This window comes from Aquimarina sp. KJ22-3 (assembly GCF_055808215.1).
This window is the reverse complement of the sequence record NZ_CM147859.1, coordinates 4,638,341-4,654,429: the sequence shown is the minus strand read 5'-3', so window position 1 is coordinate 4,654,429 and position 16,089 is coordinate 4,638,341. Positions and strand designations below refer to the sequence as shown.

Genomic DNA, 16,089 nt, shown 5'->3' with positions numbered 1-16,089 from the left:
AAATTTTATTTCGTTTTTATTAAAGTTGTGATCGGTTGATCTACCTGTATACATTTAATACTGGAATTGTATTTTAACAGGGTGCTTAACTCTCCTTTCGCCGGATATTTCTTTTGAATCTTTACATATGCCATTCCTATTAGGATAAATACTAGTGATCCTAAAAATGAAGCAAATACAGTAAACAAAAAGGCTAAAAAACATCCTGCTATGATCACAATGGTCATCAAATCAAAACCGCCGATTACCGGTTTTTTTTCAAGTACTTTTGGTGTTTTATATTCCATGATTATTTATTTTTTTGGAAGAGAATAAACTAGTAGCATAATATGCTGAAGAAGCTAAGCTCATACCGTCAGATAAGATGCTTCCTCCACTTTCACCTGCACTGCTTACCAAGAAGTTGGCGTATTTAGGAACATTCCATATATAGTAGATCATTACTACCTGCAGTACTACTGCGAATAAAGGTTGCGCAAATCCATCAAGAGGAGCAGTGTGAATAAGTGCTATAATGGTTTGGAAAATCCTTAATACAGGTAACCATAACAGCACGGATAAAAAGCCGAAAAACCATTTTTTAAGGATCTCAAAGTTGGATGGAATTAAAGATAAAGGCAATACCAAAACACCTAGCATGAAATAAATAGCTTTCATGACCAACTGTTTCAGCAATATGAATCCTATTATTACCAAGGCAATGATTTGAATAAACAGATGTATAAATTCTAGTGCAGCAGATACTTGTAGAAAATCATATATGCTTACTCCTTCCTTATTATCCCCATCAGCAAACGCTGTGAGTCCTTGGTCTACTGCATCTCTAAAGCTGGTTAAATTTCTGTTATTGGTAGCCTCTAGGCTTGCAGCTTCAACTGCATCTGTTATTAAGTCAACCGGTTGAACAATTAAAAAATCAACTAGTGGTTGATATAAAAACAGTGCTGATAATACCAAAATAGGTTTCACTAATACATATGGGTCCATATTGCTAGAGGGGTTAGAAAAATACGTGATTACCTTTGTCGCGACCAGTATCACCATGATAATGGTTGCTAGTAGATAGCAGTATGGCATAATCGCATCAATAAAACCATTTAACCCGGGAACCGTTCCGTCTCCGTTGAAGATAAAATCTCCTAATACTTCTAATATTTCAAAAATATCCATGATGTTTTCAGTTTGATGTTAATCTTTTTAGCGTTGTAACAACTTTGTTTTTTGCCGCTATTTCTTTGTCAATTTTTAGGATGTTGTTTTTTACTCTCACTAATCTGATAAGTAGTTTTAAGTATGCGGTATATACATGACCTGTACCTCCGCTCACCAACATTCCTCCTCCACCTATTAATACGCTCTCTTCTTGTAATTTTTGTAAATATCTTTTTTCAGTTTCTAGTTGATCTTGATATCTGGAGAGTCCTTGTCCAAAACCAAAGGAGGCGACTTTTAACGTATTTATTGTGGATTCAATATTCGCTACTTTTTGGTTGAGAAATAAGAGTTTAGCTTGTACTGCAGCTACTACTATTGTATTTGTTTTGAAATTGCCGAATACATTTCGTTTAGAATCGTAATCCTCTTCAGTATCTTCTAAATCTTTGATTAAATCTCCTTGCTTTTTTCTTAAGCTCAACTCGACACCTAGTGCTGTACTTATTGCAGTCTTGTGGGTTGCTACGACAGGATCTGCAATGCTTTCCGAATGGGTTTGCGCAAAAGCAAAACCACATATGAACAGGAATAAATATTTAAAACTTTCCATTTTCTAAGGTTAAATTGATTACACTTTCTAAGGTTGATAGCACCAGGAAAACTCTTTCTCCTTCTGGGATAGGGTTGTTTTTATCAAGGTACTTCATCATCTTATCCCTTTCTTTATTTAGTTTTTTTCTGAAACGGGCTCGGGTTACCGTATTTCGAACAACAGATGAGGGACTCAAAGGGTTGATGATTGGGTATTTTTCTTGTATATACCCGTAGCTATTAAATCCTCCAGCGCTACTAAAAACAGGACTACTAATAAAGGTTCTTATCGCAGTTTTCTGGATTTCGAACCTAGAGTTAAATGATGTCAGTTCTTTTAATTGCTCATTAAAAATTGGTGTTAGAGCTTCAATGCTTGCTTTATTTAATAGTTCTTGACCCGCAAGCGTTGTGTTCGACGTATTGATTTGGTCATAAGCCGATTGTGAAAGACGATCTTCTAAGTTTCCTTTTACGTTTAGATTAATTACGACCTGCGCATTCCCCAAATACATGATCATTGAGAAACATATATGTATCAGTATTTTTTTCATCTTCTTTCTAATTAAAAATTCGATTGTATAGCTTGGTTTGTTCTATGTTATCTTCTACGATATCTAATACTCGATTTATTTCTTCGAGGGATTCCATCATATTCTGCAGCAGATTCATCTTTTCTCCATAGATGACAAAAAGACCTTTTTGATTCCTTGCCTCTCGTTGTATATTATTTAGCATCGTTTCTATAAGTGCCAACATTTTGGTGTTTTCCTTTTTTTAGAATAGTTGAGCAAGCTCAAGGAGGAGTTTCTGTTCTTTAATGTAGTATAGCGTGTAACAGAAGCTTCAATCTCATTAGAGATTCTTTCTCCTACTGCCAGAGAAAATCCCATAAAGTATACCTGACGCTTTATATAATCAACCCCAAAAGCCTTCATTTTATCCCTGTTTTTCTTATCCTCATCATCCAGTTGTTTATACAGTGCTAATGCTGCTCCTGATCCTGCTAATGAACCCGGATCTGTTAAAAAAGGGAACTGTTGGGCATTTAGCAGGGATGCTCCAATAAGTGTGAGTATGCAACTCAATATTTTCGTTTTCATCTGCATTAGTTTTTTATGGATAAATAGGTTTCTTTAAGGATCAACAAGGCTATTTCTATACATTACAACTTGTCAAAAAATTCTATGAACTGCTTATGATCAAGTTGATTAGGATCGCTGTCCATTTGCCCTGTGTCATCATCATTCTCATTTCTGTTTAATTGGCTGTATAGATTGACAAACTGCTTGTAATTAAGTACAGCTACACCAGCCGCCGATATAAATAAGGTTTGCCGTACATCGGTATCATTTTTGGCGAATTCTCTAAGTAATTTGCTTCGCAATCGATAGATTTCCTGCCGTTTGGCCGATTTTATATTGGTTTTACTCACAGATTTTAATGCCAGTAATAGGGCTTTATCCATGGTTACTTCATCTAGGTATGCTTGTTTTTCTGAAGTCATATAGGGTAATCCAGGGATTCTTGCTAATCCAGAAGCTCCTAAGCTTAATAGCGCAGAAATTCCAGCGGTTGTAGTATAACCGGTACCTCGATCAAACTGATTTTTGGTGTATTGAAGCCTTAATTGTTCTTTATGATTATCTAAGGCAGTCTGTAATTTGTCATTTGATGTGGTCAAAGAAGCATTTCTTCCTCCCAAAATGGTGATAAGGGCAGTTAGTTTTGCTTGAGTATTTGCGTCGGTATTATTAATGTGGGTATGAACATGAACAAATTGCCCAAATGTATGCTGTCCTACCAACAGAAATAATAGTATTAGTGTGCGTATCGTTTTCATGGGTGTTTGTTCTTAAGCGTTTATTTGATGATTAATCGTGTGTAAAAATTATCTTTTTCGGCTTTTAGCTTTAGTAGCTCTAATTCTTTCAGAATGGTGTTGGTAATAGCAGTGTATTTTGCCAAAATTTGTTCTTTAACTCCATTGTTTACTTCGTTTTGAATTGGAGTGTTTACGAAGAACAACACGGTCTGATGTGCATTTTTCAGATAATTATATTTGTTTGTACACTTTGCTTTTTCAAATGGATTGAGATAGCTTCTGCACATGTTACTATACTTCGAATAGTCAATAAATGCGAGGTTTATTGGATTAACCCGAAATTTGGTTCTTGTTAATCTTTCAGTTCCTGATAAGGCAGCCGTAGTCGCATAAACACCTGTTGTCGTTAGGTTTTGTCTCTGAAAATCTCTTACTGATTTTTCTTCAGCTTTTCGTATTGCCAATCCTGGAATATCAAAGTATGGAATCTGCGCCCAATTGGTGTTAATGACCAAGAGGAATACTAGAACTGAAATAATTTGTTGCTTTTTCATGACTACAGTACTTTAGGGTTCAATAGTTCTTCTCTGGGAATGATCATCGTGGCGGAACGTCCTCCGTTGGTTTCGAAAATATCGATGCTCAATTTTTCCTTTTCGTTAAGCATAAACTTGTCGAATATCAAAGTGATGGTTTGCTGTCCCTGACCGGCGATTTCAAAATTGTCAGAACAGATTCCTGAAGGGTGAATGACACGTTCCTGATACAAATAATCTTTTGCAAATCGTTTCTTTAATTTGGTCCTGAATAGGATGTGATCAATATCAAAATCAATGGTAGATTCGTTTTTGAGTTCGATACGGAGTCCGATTTTTTCATTTACGTAAAAAATACCTGTAACCCGAACTCTTATATCTCCCGATTTTCCATTTTTAAGGTGTATTTTGTTATTGTAATTTTTGTCTAACTTGTTACATAACGCTTCCAAAGCCTTTGCGGCATCCTCTTCTTTTTGAATTTTATCCTGTACCGCATCAGCAAATTCTTCAGTTCTTTTTACTTTATACGTCAAGTGCTGCAAAAGTCTTTGATAGCCCAGGATAAAAGAATAGTATCCTCCATCTTTGGTAATAACCGTTAGGTTAGAAAGTTGGGTTCTTACATCTACCAAATCTTGACCAATATGCTTTAGTTTGACCATTTGTTTTGTAGTGTCTGCGACAAAAAATGGAGATCCTACGTCTAGATATTCAATTTGCTGATCAAATATTAAATGAGTTGTTTTGATGTCTGATACTCTTATAGTATCCAGTTGTTCTAGAGGAACCAAATGGTTCTGACTGTTGATGGTATTGCTTATCCCAAAAAGTAGTATAAGTAATAGAATGAGTTGCTTTTTCATTGTGGTTTTGTTTTTAGAGTTTTTCTACAAATTCTTTTAGTGCTAGTTCCATATTTTTTTCTCCTTGTACGTGTCAAAAATGACCTTGTTTTCGTCTGCATTAGAAGAGTAACAGGCATATCTTTCGGGAGAAACAGTGACTTTATATACATTTGATACGTTCCCAACTTTGATAAAAACCTCTCTTTTATCGGTAGAGAATAATTTTTCCAGATCAGATTCGCTAAAGGATAGATACTGTGCAAATTTATCTTTGGTTGCCATTTTCTTTTTGTGCGATAACAAAATCATGGTATCCGTATTGTTGATCATTGCAGGTCCTGCAGGAGTGTCCAAAATATCTTCTACGTCTTGCGTAGCAATGGCTACTTCTCCATAGAACTTTCGCACGGTTTTGTATAGATATTTGATGAACTGTGCCATTTCTCCTTTAGAAATCGGTTTCCAACACTCGTCGATGAAAATGGATTTTTTGGCTTCTGGTATTTTTCGAATTTTACTCATCACCACATCGATACATAACATGGTAACCAATGGGAAAAGAATAGGATGATCTTTAATATTGTCCATTTCGAATACGATAAATCGTTCCTGTACCAGATCTATTGGTTTTTCTGAGTTTAGGATCTTACTGTATTTACCATCATGAAAATCACGAAGTGATAATTGAAAACTCACTTTGTCAAAATACCTTTCTTCATCCTCCATTACCTGATTTTGGTCAACAAATTCATAAAAGGAAGACATACAAGGGTAACCGCTTTGTTCCTTCTCGAAAGACTCATAATAGGCATCGAGATATAGACCAATAATCTGTTTTTCTTCTCTTTTGAAAGGGTCATCACCTTTCCATAAAAAGATAATCAGTGAGGTTAGAAATATCTTTTTGTCATTATTAACCTCATCGATATGATGAAAGTGAAAAGGATTGAATTCTAGTGGAACATCTGGATCATAGGCATAGTATTGTCCTTTTACCAGGTTACATAATTTCTTGTACGAATTACCAATATCGATCATTACGATATGATGGCCCTGCTCATAATACTGACTGGCAATGTGGTTGATTAAAAAAGATTTTCCAGTTCCTGATGGGCCAAAAATTAAACGGTTTCTGTTTACAATTAGTCCTCTTTTTACAGGCTCTATCCATAAATCTAATCGTACCGGTGCACCGTTTTTACGATCAGTAAGTAATATTCCATCTTTATTTCCTTCGTAATAACTTTCAAAATTTAGTAAGATGGGGGTTTGTTCTGAAATGCCTATAAATTTGTACAATTCAGGAACAGACGTACATGCCCCGGGGAGATTAGAAAAAAACAAATCTTTTAACGAGTTTTTGATTTGATAAGGAGTTATGGATAGCTCCTTGAATGCATTTTCTAATTGATTTTTATGGTTTTCGAGTTTTTCTTCATTAATATCCCACAAAATGATATTGAAGTGTTGGTATACAAATCGCAATTCATTTTCGATAACCTCATTCACCAATTGATCAATTTGATTGTAGGTGACTTCATTTTCTTTGGATAAAATGGCTAAACTTTTAAACTGATTTAGCTTTGTTTTTAGTTTTGAAAATATCTTCTCAGAATTTTCGATATAAATCACCTGATTATAGATGTGATTGCATTCTAAGCCCAAACAAATTGGTTGTATAAATGGAATCTGAAAATCAGTTTTTTGCGTCGAGAAATCAATGTTTTTCTTTGTAGTCTGTATAGTCAACGGTAATTGATTATATGAGCTTATGGCATACATCTCTGCTACTTTGTTTCCAACTTTTAATTGTTTGTCAAAAAATAGATCCTGCAGGGACTGTTGCCCTTCTTGGGATAGAGAAATGTACTTTCCTAATACCTGTATGATTTCTTCAGAGTCTAAAGAGTCTACTGTAAAAAAATCTTCTTTAGACAGAAATGAAATACTTGTAGTGACTACCTGAATAAAATCTTTTACCTCCTCCATATACTTGTCGTATAATTTTGCATTGCTAGTGAGGTTTATTTTGTTTTTAGAGTCTTTGGTAATAAACAGATAGCATTCATGACTCAATGTTGGTTTTTCGTAGAAAAATTTATTGTCACTTCTGGATAACATCAATTCTCCTTCGGTTACCGCTTCTTTGATCTTGTCCACAAAAAAGTAATCTTGTTTTTGAATGATCGTATTTTCAGGAAGTGAACGAATGATCTTATCAAACAATTGATTGATTCTGTTGATTCCTTCTCGATCTAAAGAATAGATCTGTGGTAACTGTAATTTAAATCCTAAGGTGATATCTCCATTTTTAGAAATGATCATGTCATTTTCTACAGCATAGATTGGAAATATTTTTTGTATCGCTTCGCTTTTCATGTTATTGGGTATTGATGTTAAACCATAAGTGATATTTCTTAGGCATAAAAACCTTTCTTTTCTCGAACACTTCATTACCAATTTCCTTGGCCGCCGATAGAATTGCGATGTCCTTTGCTTCTTCAAGATTGACACTGTTATTTTCGCTTCCAAAACCAGCAGCTTGTGTACCTCTTTGGTAAGCGTAGTCATAGACATCTTTGGCTACTTTCCCTGGAATTTTAGGCCAGGTACGACTGTCTAAGTGTATGCCTTCCAGTCCATCAAAATCAAACAGTGTAAAATCTAGTTTATACAATGTGTTCTTTGTTTTATAGCTATCGATATCAATCAAAAGTCTGTTGGTGCCAAAGGAAACTTTACCGTATACGACAGCTCCTTTTGGAATTACAACTCTGGGATTGGCAAGACGTATTTCTTTTTTGGTTCGTATAGCAACAGTACTACCGTTAACCAGGAATCGATCGTCTATCGTTTCTGCTGGAATTAATCCCAGTACTTTGTTGTCATCATTTGAAGATTGTGCTCCGTGAAAAAAGTTTTGCGACTGAAATTGTGTGTTGATTTGACCAATCAATTTTTCACTAACACTAGTACCTATTTCCGAAATTTTATCTGGCGTTAACTGATTTGTATTTTCACCGTTAGCACTATATTGATCATATGCGGCCAGAAGTTTTTGAATCTCCTGTATATCAGCAGCATCATTTGACGTTGGTGTTGGAGCATTAGCCTGTGCTAATAACTGTTCTTGCAAAGCCATGAGTTGTCTTAGTTCCTCATCTTCAGAGTTTTGTTGATATGCTAATGTAGAAGTGTTTTGAGGGTTTAAAGAGCCTTTCCCTAGACCTCCCAATTGATTTGGATTTTGTAGGGTGGTATCTTCCACGATAAGTGCCTCTTCAATAAGTAATTCTTCTTCTTCTTTACCAACATTTCCTAACCCTTTGACAATATCATTTTTCCCGATATTCTTCAGAGATTCTCTGTCGTAGTGTTCAATTTTTGATTTGTTTTCTATTTTCTTTTTGATGACCTCTGGAGTGCTTATGACCAGTTGGCTTTTTTGCGGTTTGTTTTTGTCCCCTGGAAATACTACCATTTTGATCATGATAATAAGTAGTAAGAAGCATCCAACTCCGACAGCTCCTACAATGATTTTCTTTTTTTGTCCATAACTTTTAATGTATTAGGTGATGTGTTTTTATGCTTTGGTTCTTAAAAAACTTTTCCATACCAGTATTGGATCCAGTTTTTTATTGTTTATATGTATTTCGTAATGTAAATGTGGTCCTGTGGCTAGTCCGGTATCTCCAACAAAACCGATAAGCTGTCCTTGAGTAACCAGATCTCCTTCTTTGACTAGGGTTATCCATAAATGTGCATACAGTGTTTCTAGAGTAGGGTAATGGGTGATCACGATGTGATTGCCATAACCTTTTTGATACATCGATTTTTGTACTACCCCATTTGCAGAAGCAAGTACTGCGGCTCCTTTGGGAGCAACAAGGTCAATACCTGCGTGTAATTTGTTTTTTTGTAGAATAGGGTGTCTTCTAAATCCAAATGGAGAGGAGATATTTTTAAAATCTTCTTTTGCTAAAGGAAAATGGATTGGAAAATTTTTGAGAGGATCAAGTACATTTTCTTTTTTAGCTTTTTGTGCGTAGGTAAGTGCAGAGCAAACCAACAACAAAATAGAGATAAGCGTTTTTATGTTTATGTATGTTGTTTTCATGATTGTGTGATGCTTTTAAGAGTTGAATTGTTTTATGAATCAGTTTGAGGGATCCATTTGCTGATCTTGCTCCTCCTGTTCGTATTCGTGGTAATTTGCTTCTAGCTTCTCTAGTTCGTTGGCGACTAGAACATCAATTTCAGCTACAATTCTATTGAAGTTGCCATCCAATAGTTTAGCTATATCGTTATCTTCTCCAATGGTGAGCGGAATAGGTTCTTTTATTTGATCATTACGTTGATCTACTTTTATTTTTCCTCTGAATATTTTTCGATTGATTTCTTCTCCAAAATTATCTGCGACTACCCCCACAAATTCTCCTTGTGATAGTTGTGAAATCGTAGCGACGGGGATGGCATATTCTAGGTTTTCGTTAATGCTGTACGAAGTACTGCTAGTATCTACCGAGATGTTTTTTAGTTTCTGTTTCTTTTTACCAAATATTTCCTGAAGCTTGGTTGCGGTCTCACTACGTACCGATCCGCTAAAAATGTTACCGACGATATTAAAAATCGTTGCGGCCACTTCGTTACCGTAATCTCGTTTTAGTTGCTCCAGATCTTGCATACCGATAGTGGTCGATATTTTATTAGATCTAGCAGTTGCGATGAGGTTATCTAATCCCATAAAATACATGGTAGGTAACTCATCAATAATTACAGAACACGGTTGGCGTCCTTGTGTATTAATCTCCTTCAATATTTGAGTCGAAATCAAACCTAATGCAGGTGAGTTAGTCGTTTGTGTGGCAGGCGAATTGGCCAAAACCAGTAAAGAAGGTTTTTCAGGATCATTAATGCTTAGCGATACATTCAGTTCTGGATAGATGTTATTACCCATCACCCAAAACAACTCTTTGGTAGCCAATTGCGATAAAGGAATCCTTGCCGAAGCAGTTTGTCCCGATAATTGCTCATACGCTTCTTTTTCCAAAGCATCAGCAAACGGTGTCATAAAGAATTTTAGTTCGGGATAAGAGCCTAAAATTTTAAATACCTTTTCATCTGGGCAAGATGCCAAGGTGATGGCGTGTGGTAATGTACAATACTTTCCACCTTCGTAAATCTTAAGGAAATATATGCACGATGCAAAGTATGATATTGCGGATTGTGCAAAAAGTCTTTTTTGGTAATCCATTCTTTGTTTAGATTGTATAATACGGTCTGCGAGGCTTCAATAGCATCTGCAGCTTTACGAATTAGGTCTGGACTTAATGGATTTACAAAGTTTGATTTTTGAATATCATCCAAAGAAATCACATTAAAAGTAGGTTCTATTTGATATACCTCTTTATAAAATTGATAGAATGCATAAGTTTCTTTGGCCAGTGAAGGAAACTTAAAATCGTAAACCAACATAGTAAACTGCTTCTGGATGTGTTGGCGGATATACTCTTCGATTACAGAATATGATTTACCAGATCCAGGTGTCCCTAAAACCATAGTGGCTCTAAAGGGATTTACTACATTAATAAACCCTTTATCCGTTTTGAAGTTTACAGAATATGGGTTGGTCATTACCCCTTGCTCCTGTTTAAAAATGAGATTCTCATCGTTAAACTCATCTTTAGACCCAAAGTAATTAAAGTGTCTTCTGATCTTAAATAAGGCCCATATAAATGCTATCATGGCTACTGTAGTTAATCCTAAGTTCGGAAACATAGGAACTGGTAATTCACCGGCGATAACAAAGACTAAAGTCCCTACAGCCAAGGCTAAGTAGTATAGGCTGTTTTTGGTATCTGCTTCAGGTTTCTTTTTGACATGAAAGCCGAAGGAAGCAAAAGAAAATATCCCTAAAACCAAACTTCTTATTACTATAGAGCTTTCTAAAAAAGGAGCAACACTATATAATTTGATGATCATTTTATTGATATAAGTATGGGTCATACCCAAGCCATAAAGCTGATCTATATGATGTGCATAAATATCAATTCCTAATAGTACTATGCACAGTAACATCGTTACCAAAATGATCATATCTATAGAGAGTTTACTGTCCTTCATGGCTAAAATTATTATGAGTTGTGGGTTGTTTTTAAGATTGTTTTCGAGTGTTAATTATCTATGAATAGCATAGCTGCTAGCAATAGCTAATTGCTTTATAAGTTGTTTTATTTTCTTATAGTTTATCGGAAAAAGTTTTGTGATTGGATTCATATCTATTGGATTTATGTTGTTTGTTATTTCTGACGCAAAGTAAAGTTATACAAGGGCTTAGGTTCAAAACAACTTGTGTGAAAGGGAAAAAAATAGGCGCGAAAGGGAAGGTTTTTGGCTAAACCAAAAAGGTATTTTATGACAAAACCATCACAAAGAAAATGTGATGGTTTGTTGAAAGAAGGATCTTATCTTTTTGCTTGCTTATTCTACAAAAACTTTAATAAGTTATTATTAAAAAGTGGTAATCTATAATATTTTTTAAAAGGATATGCGAGGAGAACCTTTTTTGGTTTTCTGCGAAGGTTTGGATACATTAGTACGATTTGTTTTTGTCTTGGGTGAATGGGTTTTGTTTGAGGGTTTTGAAAATTGACTTAGATCAACACTTTTTTCACGTTGTATTCTATCCAAGGTATTCATATCAGAATTCTCAACTTCGGGATTTATTTTCTCGCTTTTATTTGATTCGGTTTCCATTCGTTCTCCTGCTGGTCTTTCTAATTCGTTTAAGATACTGTGACCAGCTTCTGAGAAGTTGAGGTCAAGACTAGCAGCTTCATTAAGAAAATTATCTAATTTTTCTGTATTGGTTTCGCTATCTTTTTTGGTTTTCGGATTTAGTTCAAATTTTTCTACAAAAATTTTCTTGTTTCCAATTTCCCAAACTGTTCCTTCTATTGGTCCATTTGGATCATGATTTGGGGCTCGAATTATTTCAGGATCAGTATTGCCGATCTCTCTGAATGGAGGTTCTGGTACTTCATATCCTTGCACAGACTCTGCGCGTCCGGATAATTGGGTTTTTACAGATTCAGGTCTGTTGTTTTTTCTCTTTTTCTTTCTTTTTGGTTTAGCGTTTTTCAACATTTTTTTGAACTTTTCTTTCAAATTGAATTTGCCCTTACCTTTTTTAGGATCTTGATTCTGATCTCTTTCACTTGCCATACTTTTAATTTTTAGCGTTATACAATTTCTTTTACTCTGTGTGTTTTAATGATGATTAAAATTAATTTTTATGCTAGTGATAAAATACGACTAAGTAATAAGCGGTAGGATTTGAGTAATAAATGGTGAAGTATATTGTTTTAGGGATCAAAGAAGGGTTGACTTTTTGTAAAGATTACTATTTGAATTAAAAAAACAGTTGTAAAAAGGAAGTGTTTTTACAGGGTAGTATATGATTTTATTCAAAAAACCATCACTGGATAATAGTGATGGTTGATGATTTTAAAAATGATATCTATGTGTAGACTGAGAAATTTTCTGGCTACAAACTTGGCTTGGTCTTTTTCTTTGGTTGTGAACCCGTCGATTTTTTACTCGTTTTTGAAGCTCTGGATAAGGTTGAGCCACCGTCGTCAAGAACAGAAGGTAATCCAGTTGAAGCTCTTCTTGTTGAGGGTTGATTTATAAAATCGTCAATGTTAAAGACTCTCTGTTTCCCTCTGTTTCTAGTCCCTCTTGTACCCCATCATATCTACCTTGTCCTAAATCCCGTTTGTTGTATGGCATGTCTTGATTGTTTACTTCTGCATTATCAAATTCTGGCATTTCATCATATCTACCTTGTCCTAATTCTCTTTTGTTGTATGGCATGTCTTGATTGTTTACCTCTGCATTATCAAATTCTGGCGTTTCGTCATATCTCCCCTGTCCTAATTGCCGTTTTGTAGGGGCTGTATTTTCAAGATCAGAATCTTGATTTGTAGATGCTTGAGATACATTATCAGGTTGATTTTGTGGAGCATTATTTCTGTTTTGTCTTCTTCTAAAAATGGCGTTAAATATTTCTCGTAGTTTTTTCATGACTTTTAAGTTTTAGTTTTTTTGAGTCTTCCTTATCTAGTTGTTTTAACTGTATGAGCTTTTCATTGGTTTGCCGGCTCGATAATATATGCTCTATTCGTTTGAAACAATATTATAATAAGATGTGACTCGTTATTTATTACACAGCTAATGTACATAGTGTATCATCACTATAAATGTAGAAAGTAATAGATGGTACGAATGAGGTAATAAATGGGCAGCAACAAGATTCCTCCCTAATATGTAAACCGCAAAAAACTAGTAAAGACGATTTCTGGAAGCAATATTTTAGAATGAAAGAGAAGTATTACATGCCAAACTTATGGGTTAATAGCGGAGCACCAATGTATTATTTCTTTAAACCATTACGAGTATGTAAAACGAAGATAGCTGTAAACCCAAACACAAAATTCCCATCGTTAAAGTTAAAATTATTAGGGGTTTGAGTGATAAAGTTATGTTCTTCTACACCTTGAGCATTCGTCATCTGGAATTGTAACATAACATCACTAAGCTCCCAATTCACTCCAAGAACAAATGCATCGTAAGTATCTCTGGATTCTAATGGGTTGAATAGATGGTAATATTCTGAAACTATGGATATATGGCCACCAACTTTATATCTGCCTCCTATACCTAATGCAAAATGATTGTTAGGATCTTCTTCAAAGTTAGAAGAAGCTCGATGCAAGAAAGTAGGCGAAAGTTGAATCGAAAAATCGGAACTTATCTTTCGGGATATCAATAGTTGACTTGTAAATGCAAGTCTATCCTCAAAAGCATCTCCTTGATGCACATCGTTTATTGAAGATGCTTCGCTTTGATAAGAACCATTTTGAAGTAGTGTAACACTAAAAGGGAATCCCTTTTTTTGTTGTCGTACTAGTTTGTATTTTAGAAAACTATCAAATATACCATCAAGTGTTGTAGCTCCTACACCAAAGGTAAAACGATCGTTTATACCGTATTCCAGAGATAAACGAGTACTCATCTTATCAGCTACAAAGCTTTGTATATCTGCGTCTGCTACATTCCAAAATCGATTCCTTGCTCCGATTTCCAGCACTCCTTTTTGTAACGTTTTTGTAGAATGACCAATAGAAATTCTTGATGATTTAAATACTGCAGATTCAAACTGTGGAGGATCTGTATAAGATTCATTGAGTTCATCTAATAGGCTTTGGGCTTGAATACCATTTCCAAAACATAGTAAGACTATAAAGAAGATATATATATTAGATTTCATAAGCCTGGTATTCAAGTCTAAATGTAACTGAGATTGTTTTAGCAATATTTGGAGCTAATAAAGGAGGAATTTTAATATCGAAATCTTTAACAGTAAGATCGAATTCTCCGCCTAAGATATACTTGCCATCGGTATATTCAATATTAGTTTTAATCTCTATATCTTTTGTGATATCCCGGATGGTGAGTTTGCCTTTGATCAATTTGGTTTGGAAAGTAGTATTGGTAGGATCAAAATCCACAATACTTCCTTCAAAGGTAGCTTTAGGAAATAAATCAGATTCGATGTAGCTCTCGTTAAAATGTTCACGCATTAATGCCTTTTTGAAGACAAATGCATTCATCAACATACTAATGGCTATTTCGTTTTTATCAAAATCGATGACACTCAGCACCTGATTATTCTTGGCTTCAATGTTTTCTACATTAGTGTAGGAAAAAAAGTGACCTGCCCCTGCCGAGTTATATATCTATTGGATGTATCATCACTAGTGCTAACCAATGCCATTAATAAATAACAAAAAAATAGTAGTTTATTCATCTCTTAGGTATAAATACATTCTTTAGAAATAGTAGTTTACTTTTAAAAAGAACGCTAGTCTCTTTTAAGTATTTTGGTTGTTATGAGGTTAACTAATATGAAAAGGGGGATATATATTGTGTTCTTTTATTTGTTGGACCAAGAAATTCATGGTTTTGGCAACAAATATACCTATCACAATTTTGGCGAATTTAAATAAATTAAATTTAAGAATGGACGCAATTACCAGTGTATAACGTGAACAATAGATTTTCTGCCAGAACAATGCGTAGACAGTACTATATTTTGATGTAGACATTGTGTAGACAACAGAAAGAATCAACTAAAATAAAAGATTGACCGTAAGAGAATTACGGTTTTTGTAGTTAAAACATGACTTCTCTATCAACAAATGGCCAAACTCATGGTTTTTTATTCCTTATAAATTAAATAATGCAGGTTCAAGTTATTCTCTAATTATTCAAGGAAAGTTGCAAATGAGTTCTGAAGTTTTTCATGGAAATTTCAATTTATCTCATTAAAACAAGAGGTTTATGCAGTTTTTACGAAGAAGGGTTTAATCTTATAACATGTAAAAAGATATTCCTGTTTTTTTTGGGGTATCTATTTGAATTAGAGTTGGTTTTCTTTAGGACAACAATCTTCTACTTTTTTTCTAAATCTTGTATTTTTTGATTTAGAATATTAATATGCGGTTTCATTTCTTCTACAGTATATCGTTGTTGAATATGTTGTGGGCAATTGGCATCCCAAGCGGTTACTTTAATCTTTATAAACCGTTCTACTTGAGAACCGTATTTTTCGTCATATAGAAACTGTAATTCCGGGTCATTTTTATCAATTACTGTTGCTTCTCCCCATATTTTAATTCTAGTTCGATTAGGATAATCCATTAAGAACAGATGTACTTTATTATTATCGTCAAAATTTCCTACAGAAATGTATTGTCGATTACCCGAATAATCAGCAAATCCTAAATGGTGCTCATCAATTATTTTTAAAAACCCTTTTGGCCCTCCGCGATGTTGAATATAAGGTTGTCCATCTGCATTAACCGAAGCCATATAGAAAGAGTCTCTATCTCTTATAAAAGGCATAATCATTGTGAGTTTCTCTTTCCAATCACGTTTTTCAGCCATTTTTTGGTAAATCGCTCTAGATCCCATTTTTTCTTGCTGTTTTTTTACGGATTCACTAAAAGCGATATCACTGATAAATTTTTCAGCCATTTTTAATGTTTTTATGGTTTAATGGATATAGTTC

The 16,089-nt window shown here is 34.6% G+C and carries 19 protein-coding genes; all 19 read right to left on the bottom strand.

The genetic code is table 11. The annotated features are described in order from the left end of the window. Window positions 1-5: 5 nt before the first annotated feature. The 19 genes from AC0L3Q_RS21325 to AC0L3Q_RS21235 all read right to left on the bottom strand — a co-directional run bounded on the left by AC0L3Q_RS21325 (window position 6) and on the right by AC0L3Q_RS21235 (window position 16,055). On the bottom strand, window positions 6-287 hold the full coding sequence (locus tag AC0L3Q_RS21325) for a hypothetical protein (RefSeq protein WP_473282738.1): 282 nt from the start codon (window positions 285-287) through the stop codon (window positions 6-8). Next, entirely contained in the window at window positions 277-1,170 is an 894-nt protein-coding gene (locus AC0L3Q_RS21320; protein ID WP_473282736.1) for a hypothetical protein, read from the bottom strand. Before AC0L3Q_RS21320 ends, AC0L3Q_RS21325 begins: the two co-directional genes overlap by 11 nt. Before the next feature lie 7 nt (window positions 1,171-1,177). Then, window positions 1,178-1,765, bottom strand: coding sequence for a hypothetical protein (locus AC0L3Q_RS21315; RefSeq protein ID WP_473282734.1), 588 nt, complete (start codon window positions 1,763-1,765; stop codon window positions 1,178-1,180). Beyond that, window positions 1,752-2,300, bottom strand: coding sequence for a hypothetical protein (locus AC0L3Q_RS21310; RefSeq protein ID WP_473282732.1), 549 nt, complete (start codon window positions 2,298-2,300; stop codon window positions 1,752-1,754). Before AC0L3Q_RS21310 ends, AC0L3Q_RS21315 begins: the two co-directional genes overlap by 14 nt. 7 nt (window positions 2,301-2,307) lie before the next feature. Beyond that, complete coding sequence (locus AC0L3Q_RS21305; protein WP_473282730.1) at window positions 2,308-2,502, bottom strand: hypothetical protein; 195 nt, start codon at window positions 2,500-2,502, stop codon at window positions 2,308-2,310. Beyond that, complete coding sequence (locus tag AC0L3Q_RS21300) at window positions 2,490-2,849, bottom strand: hypothetical protein (protein ID WP_473282729.1); 360 nt, start codon at window positions 2,847-2,849, stop codon at window positions 2,490-2,492. Before AC0L3Q_RS21300 ends, AC0L3Q_RS21305 begins: the two co-directional genes overlap by 13 nt. 62 nt (window positions 2,850-2,911) lie before the next feature. Continuing rightward, on the bottom strand, window positions 2,912-3,589 hold the full coding sequence (locus AC0L3Q_RS21295; RefSeq protein WP_473282727.1) for a hypothetical protein: 678 nt from the start codon (window positions 3,587-3,589) through the stop codon (window positions 2,912-2,914). A 20-nt stretch (window positions 3,590-3,609) separates the two neighbouring features. Then, window positions 3,610-4,125, bottom strand: a complete 516-nt coding sequence (locus tag AC0L3Q_RS21290; RefSeq protein ID WP_473282725.1) for a hypothetical protein — start codon at window positions 4,123-4,125, stop codon at window positions 3,610-3,612. Between the two features lie 2 nt (window positions 4,126-4,127). After that, the gene (locus AC0L3Q_RS21285) at window positions 4,128-4,973 is read right to left on the bottom strand and encodes a DUF4138 domain-containing protein (protein WP_473282723.1); all 846 of its coding nucleotides are present in this window, start codon (window positions 4,971-4,973) and stop codon (window positions 4,128-4,130) included. Between the two features lie 42 nt (window positions 4,974-5,015). Further along, on the bottom strand, window positions 5,016-7,334 hold the full coding sequence (locus AC0L3Q_RS21280) for a TraG family conjugative transposon ATPase (RefSeq protein WP_473282721.1): 2,319 nt from the start codon (window positions 7,332-7,334) through the stop codon (window positions 5,016-5,018). Window position 7,335: 1 nt separating this feature from the next. After that, a complete protein-coding gene (gene traM / locus AC0L3Q_RS21275; protein ID WP_473282719.1) occupies window positions 7,336-8,445 on the bottom strand; it encodes a conjugative transposon protein TraM in 1,110 nt (369 codons plus the stop codon). Between the two features lie 93 nt (window positions 8,446-8,538). Next, entirely contained in the window at window positions 8,539-9,072 is a 534-nt protein-coding gene (locus AC0L3Q_RS21270; RefSeq protein ID WP_473282717.1) for a M23 family metallopeptidase, read from the bottom strand. Window positions 9,073-9,111: 39 nt separating this feature from the next. Continuing rightward, complete coding sequence (locus tag AC0L3Q_RS21265) at window positions 9,112-10,026, bottom strand: type IV secretory system conjugative DNA transfer family protein (RefSeq protein WP_473282715.1); 915 nt, start codon at window positions 10,024-10,026, stop codon at window positions 9,112-9,114. 26 nt (window positions 10,027-10,052) lie between these two features. Next, window positions 10,053-11,078: a YWFCY domain-containing protein gene (locus AC0L3Q_RS21260; protein WP_473282713.1), complete on the bottom strand. Its 1,026-nt coding sequence runs from the start codon at window positions 11,076-11,078 to the stop codon at window positions 10,053-10,055. 414 nt (window positions 11,079-11,492) lie between these two features. After that, entirely contained in the window at window positions 11,493-12,179 is a 687-nt protein-coding gene (locus AC0L3Q_RS21255) for a hypothetical protein (RefSeq protein WP_473282711.1), read from the bottom strand. A 462-nt stretch (window positions 12,180-12,641) separates the two neighbouring features. Then, on the bottom strand, window positions 12,642-13,040 hold the full coding sequence (locus tag AC0L3Q_RS21250) for a hypothetical protein (protein ID WP_473282709.1): 399 nt from the start codon (window positions 13,038-13,040) through the stop codon (window positions 12,642-12,644). Between the two features lie 349 nt (window positions 13,041-13,389). Next, window positions 13,390-14,286 (bottom strand): DUF5777 family beta-barrel protein, encoded by an 897-nt coding sequence (locus AC0L3Q_RS21245; protein ID WP_473282707.1) that lies wholly within the window; start codon window positions 14,284-14,286, stop codon window positions 13,390-13,392. After that, window positions 14,276-14,680 carry a YceI family protein gene (locus AC0L3Q_RS21240; protein WP_473282705.1) on the bottom strand — a complete coding sequence of 135 codons (405 nt, stop codon included), beginning with the start codon at window positions 14,678-14,680 and terminating at the stop codon, window positions 14,276-14,278. Before AC0L3Q_RS21240 ends, AC0L3Q_RS21245 begins: the two co-directional genes overlap by 11 nt. Window positions 14,681-15,470: 790 nt before the next feature. Continuing rightward, window positions 15,471-16,055 (bottom strand): pyridoxamine 5'-phosphate oxidase family protein, encoded by a 585-nt coding sequence (locus AC0L3Q_RS21235; protein WP_473282703.1) that lies wholly within the window; start codon window positions 16,053-16,055, stop codon window positions 15,471-15,473. Window positions 16,056-16,089 lie beyond the last annotated feature (34 nt).

Excerpts from the sequence above, each read along its gene's own strand:
- AC0L3Q_RS21255 (WP_473282711.1), bottom strand. The coding sequence starts at position 12,179 with ATGGCAAGTGAAAGAGATCAGAATCAAGATCCTAAAAAAGGTAAGGGC.
- AC0L3Q_RS21250 (WP_473282709.1), bottom strand. The coding sequence starts at position 13,040 with ATGAAAAAACTACGAGAAATATTTAACGCCATTTTTAGAAGAAGACAA.
- AC0L3Q_RS21290 (WP_473282725.1), bottom strand. The coding sequence starts at position 4,125 with ATGAAAAAGCAACAAATTATTTCAGTTCTAGTATTCCTCTTGGTCATT.
- AC0L3Q_RS21260 (WP_473282713.1), bottom strand. The coding sequence starts at position 11,078 with ATGAAGGACAGTAAACTCTCTATAGATATGATCATTTTGGTAACGATG.
- AC0L3Q_RS21310 (WP_473282732.1), bottom strand. The coding sequence starts at position 2,300 with ATGAAAAAAATACTGATACATATATGTTTCTCAATGATCATGTATTTG.
- AC0L3Q_RS21265 (WP_473282715.1), bottom strand. The coding sequence starts at position 10,026 with ATGACACCGTTTGCTGATGCTTTGGAAAAAGAAGCGTATGAGCAATTA.
- AC0L3Q_RS21315 (WP_473282734.1), bottom strand. The coding sequence starts at position 1,765 with ATGGAAAGTTTTAAATATTTATTCCTGTTCATATGTGGTTTTGCTTTT.
- AC0L3Q_RS21245 (WP_473282707.1), bottom strand. The coding sequence starts at position 14,286 with ATGAAATCTAATATATATATCTTCTTTATAGTCTTACTATGTTTTGGA.
- AC0L3Q_RS21270 (WP_473282717.1), bottom strand. The coding sequence starts at position 9,072 with ATGAAAACAACATACATAAACATAAAAACGCTTATCTCTATTTTGTTG.
- AC0L3Q_RS21325 (WP_473282738.1), bottom strand. The coding sequence starts at position 287 with ATGGAATATAAAACACCAAAAGTACTTGAAAAAAAACCGGTAATCGGC.
- AC0L3Q_RS21295 (WP_473282727.1), bottom strand. The coding sequence starts at position 3,589 with ATGAAAACGATACGCACACTAATACTATTATTTCTGTTGGTAGGACAG.
- AC0L3Q_RS21320 (WP_473282736.1), bottom strand. The coding sequence starts at position 1,170 with ATGGATATTTTTGAAATATTAGAAGTATTAGGAGATTTTATCTTCAAC.
- AC0L3Q_RS21285 (WP_473282723.1), bottom strand. The coding sequence starts at position 4,973 with ATGAAAAAGCAACTCATTCTATTACTTATACTACTTTTTGGGATAAGC.
- AC0L3Q_RS21235 (WP_473282703.1), bottom strand. The coding sequence starts at position 16,055 with ATGGCTGAAAAATTTATCAGTGATATCGCTTTTAGTGAATCCGTAAAA.
- traM (WP_473282719.1), bottom strand. The coding sequence starts at position 8,445 with ATGATCAAAATGGTAGTATTTCCAGGGGACAAAAACAAACCGCAAAAA.
- AC0L3Q_RS21280 (WP_473282721.1), bottom strand. The coding sequence starts at position 7,334 with ATGAAAAGCGAAGCGATACAAAAAATATTTCCAATCTATGCTGTAGAA.
- AC0L3Q_RS21300 (WP_473282729.1), bottom strand. The coding sequence starts at position 2,849 with ATGAAAACGAAAATATTGAGTTGCATACTCACACTTATTGGAGCATCC.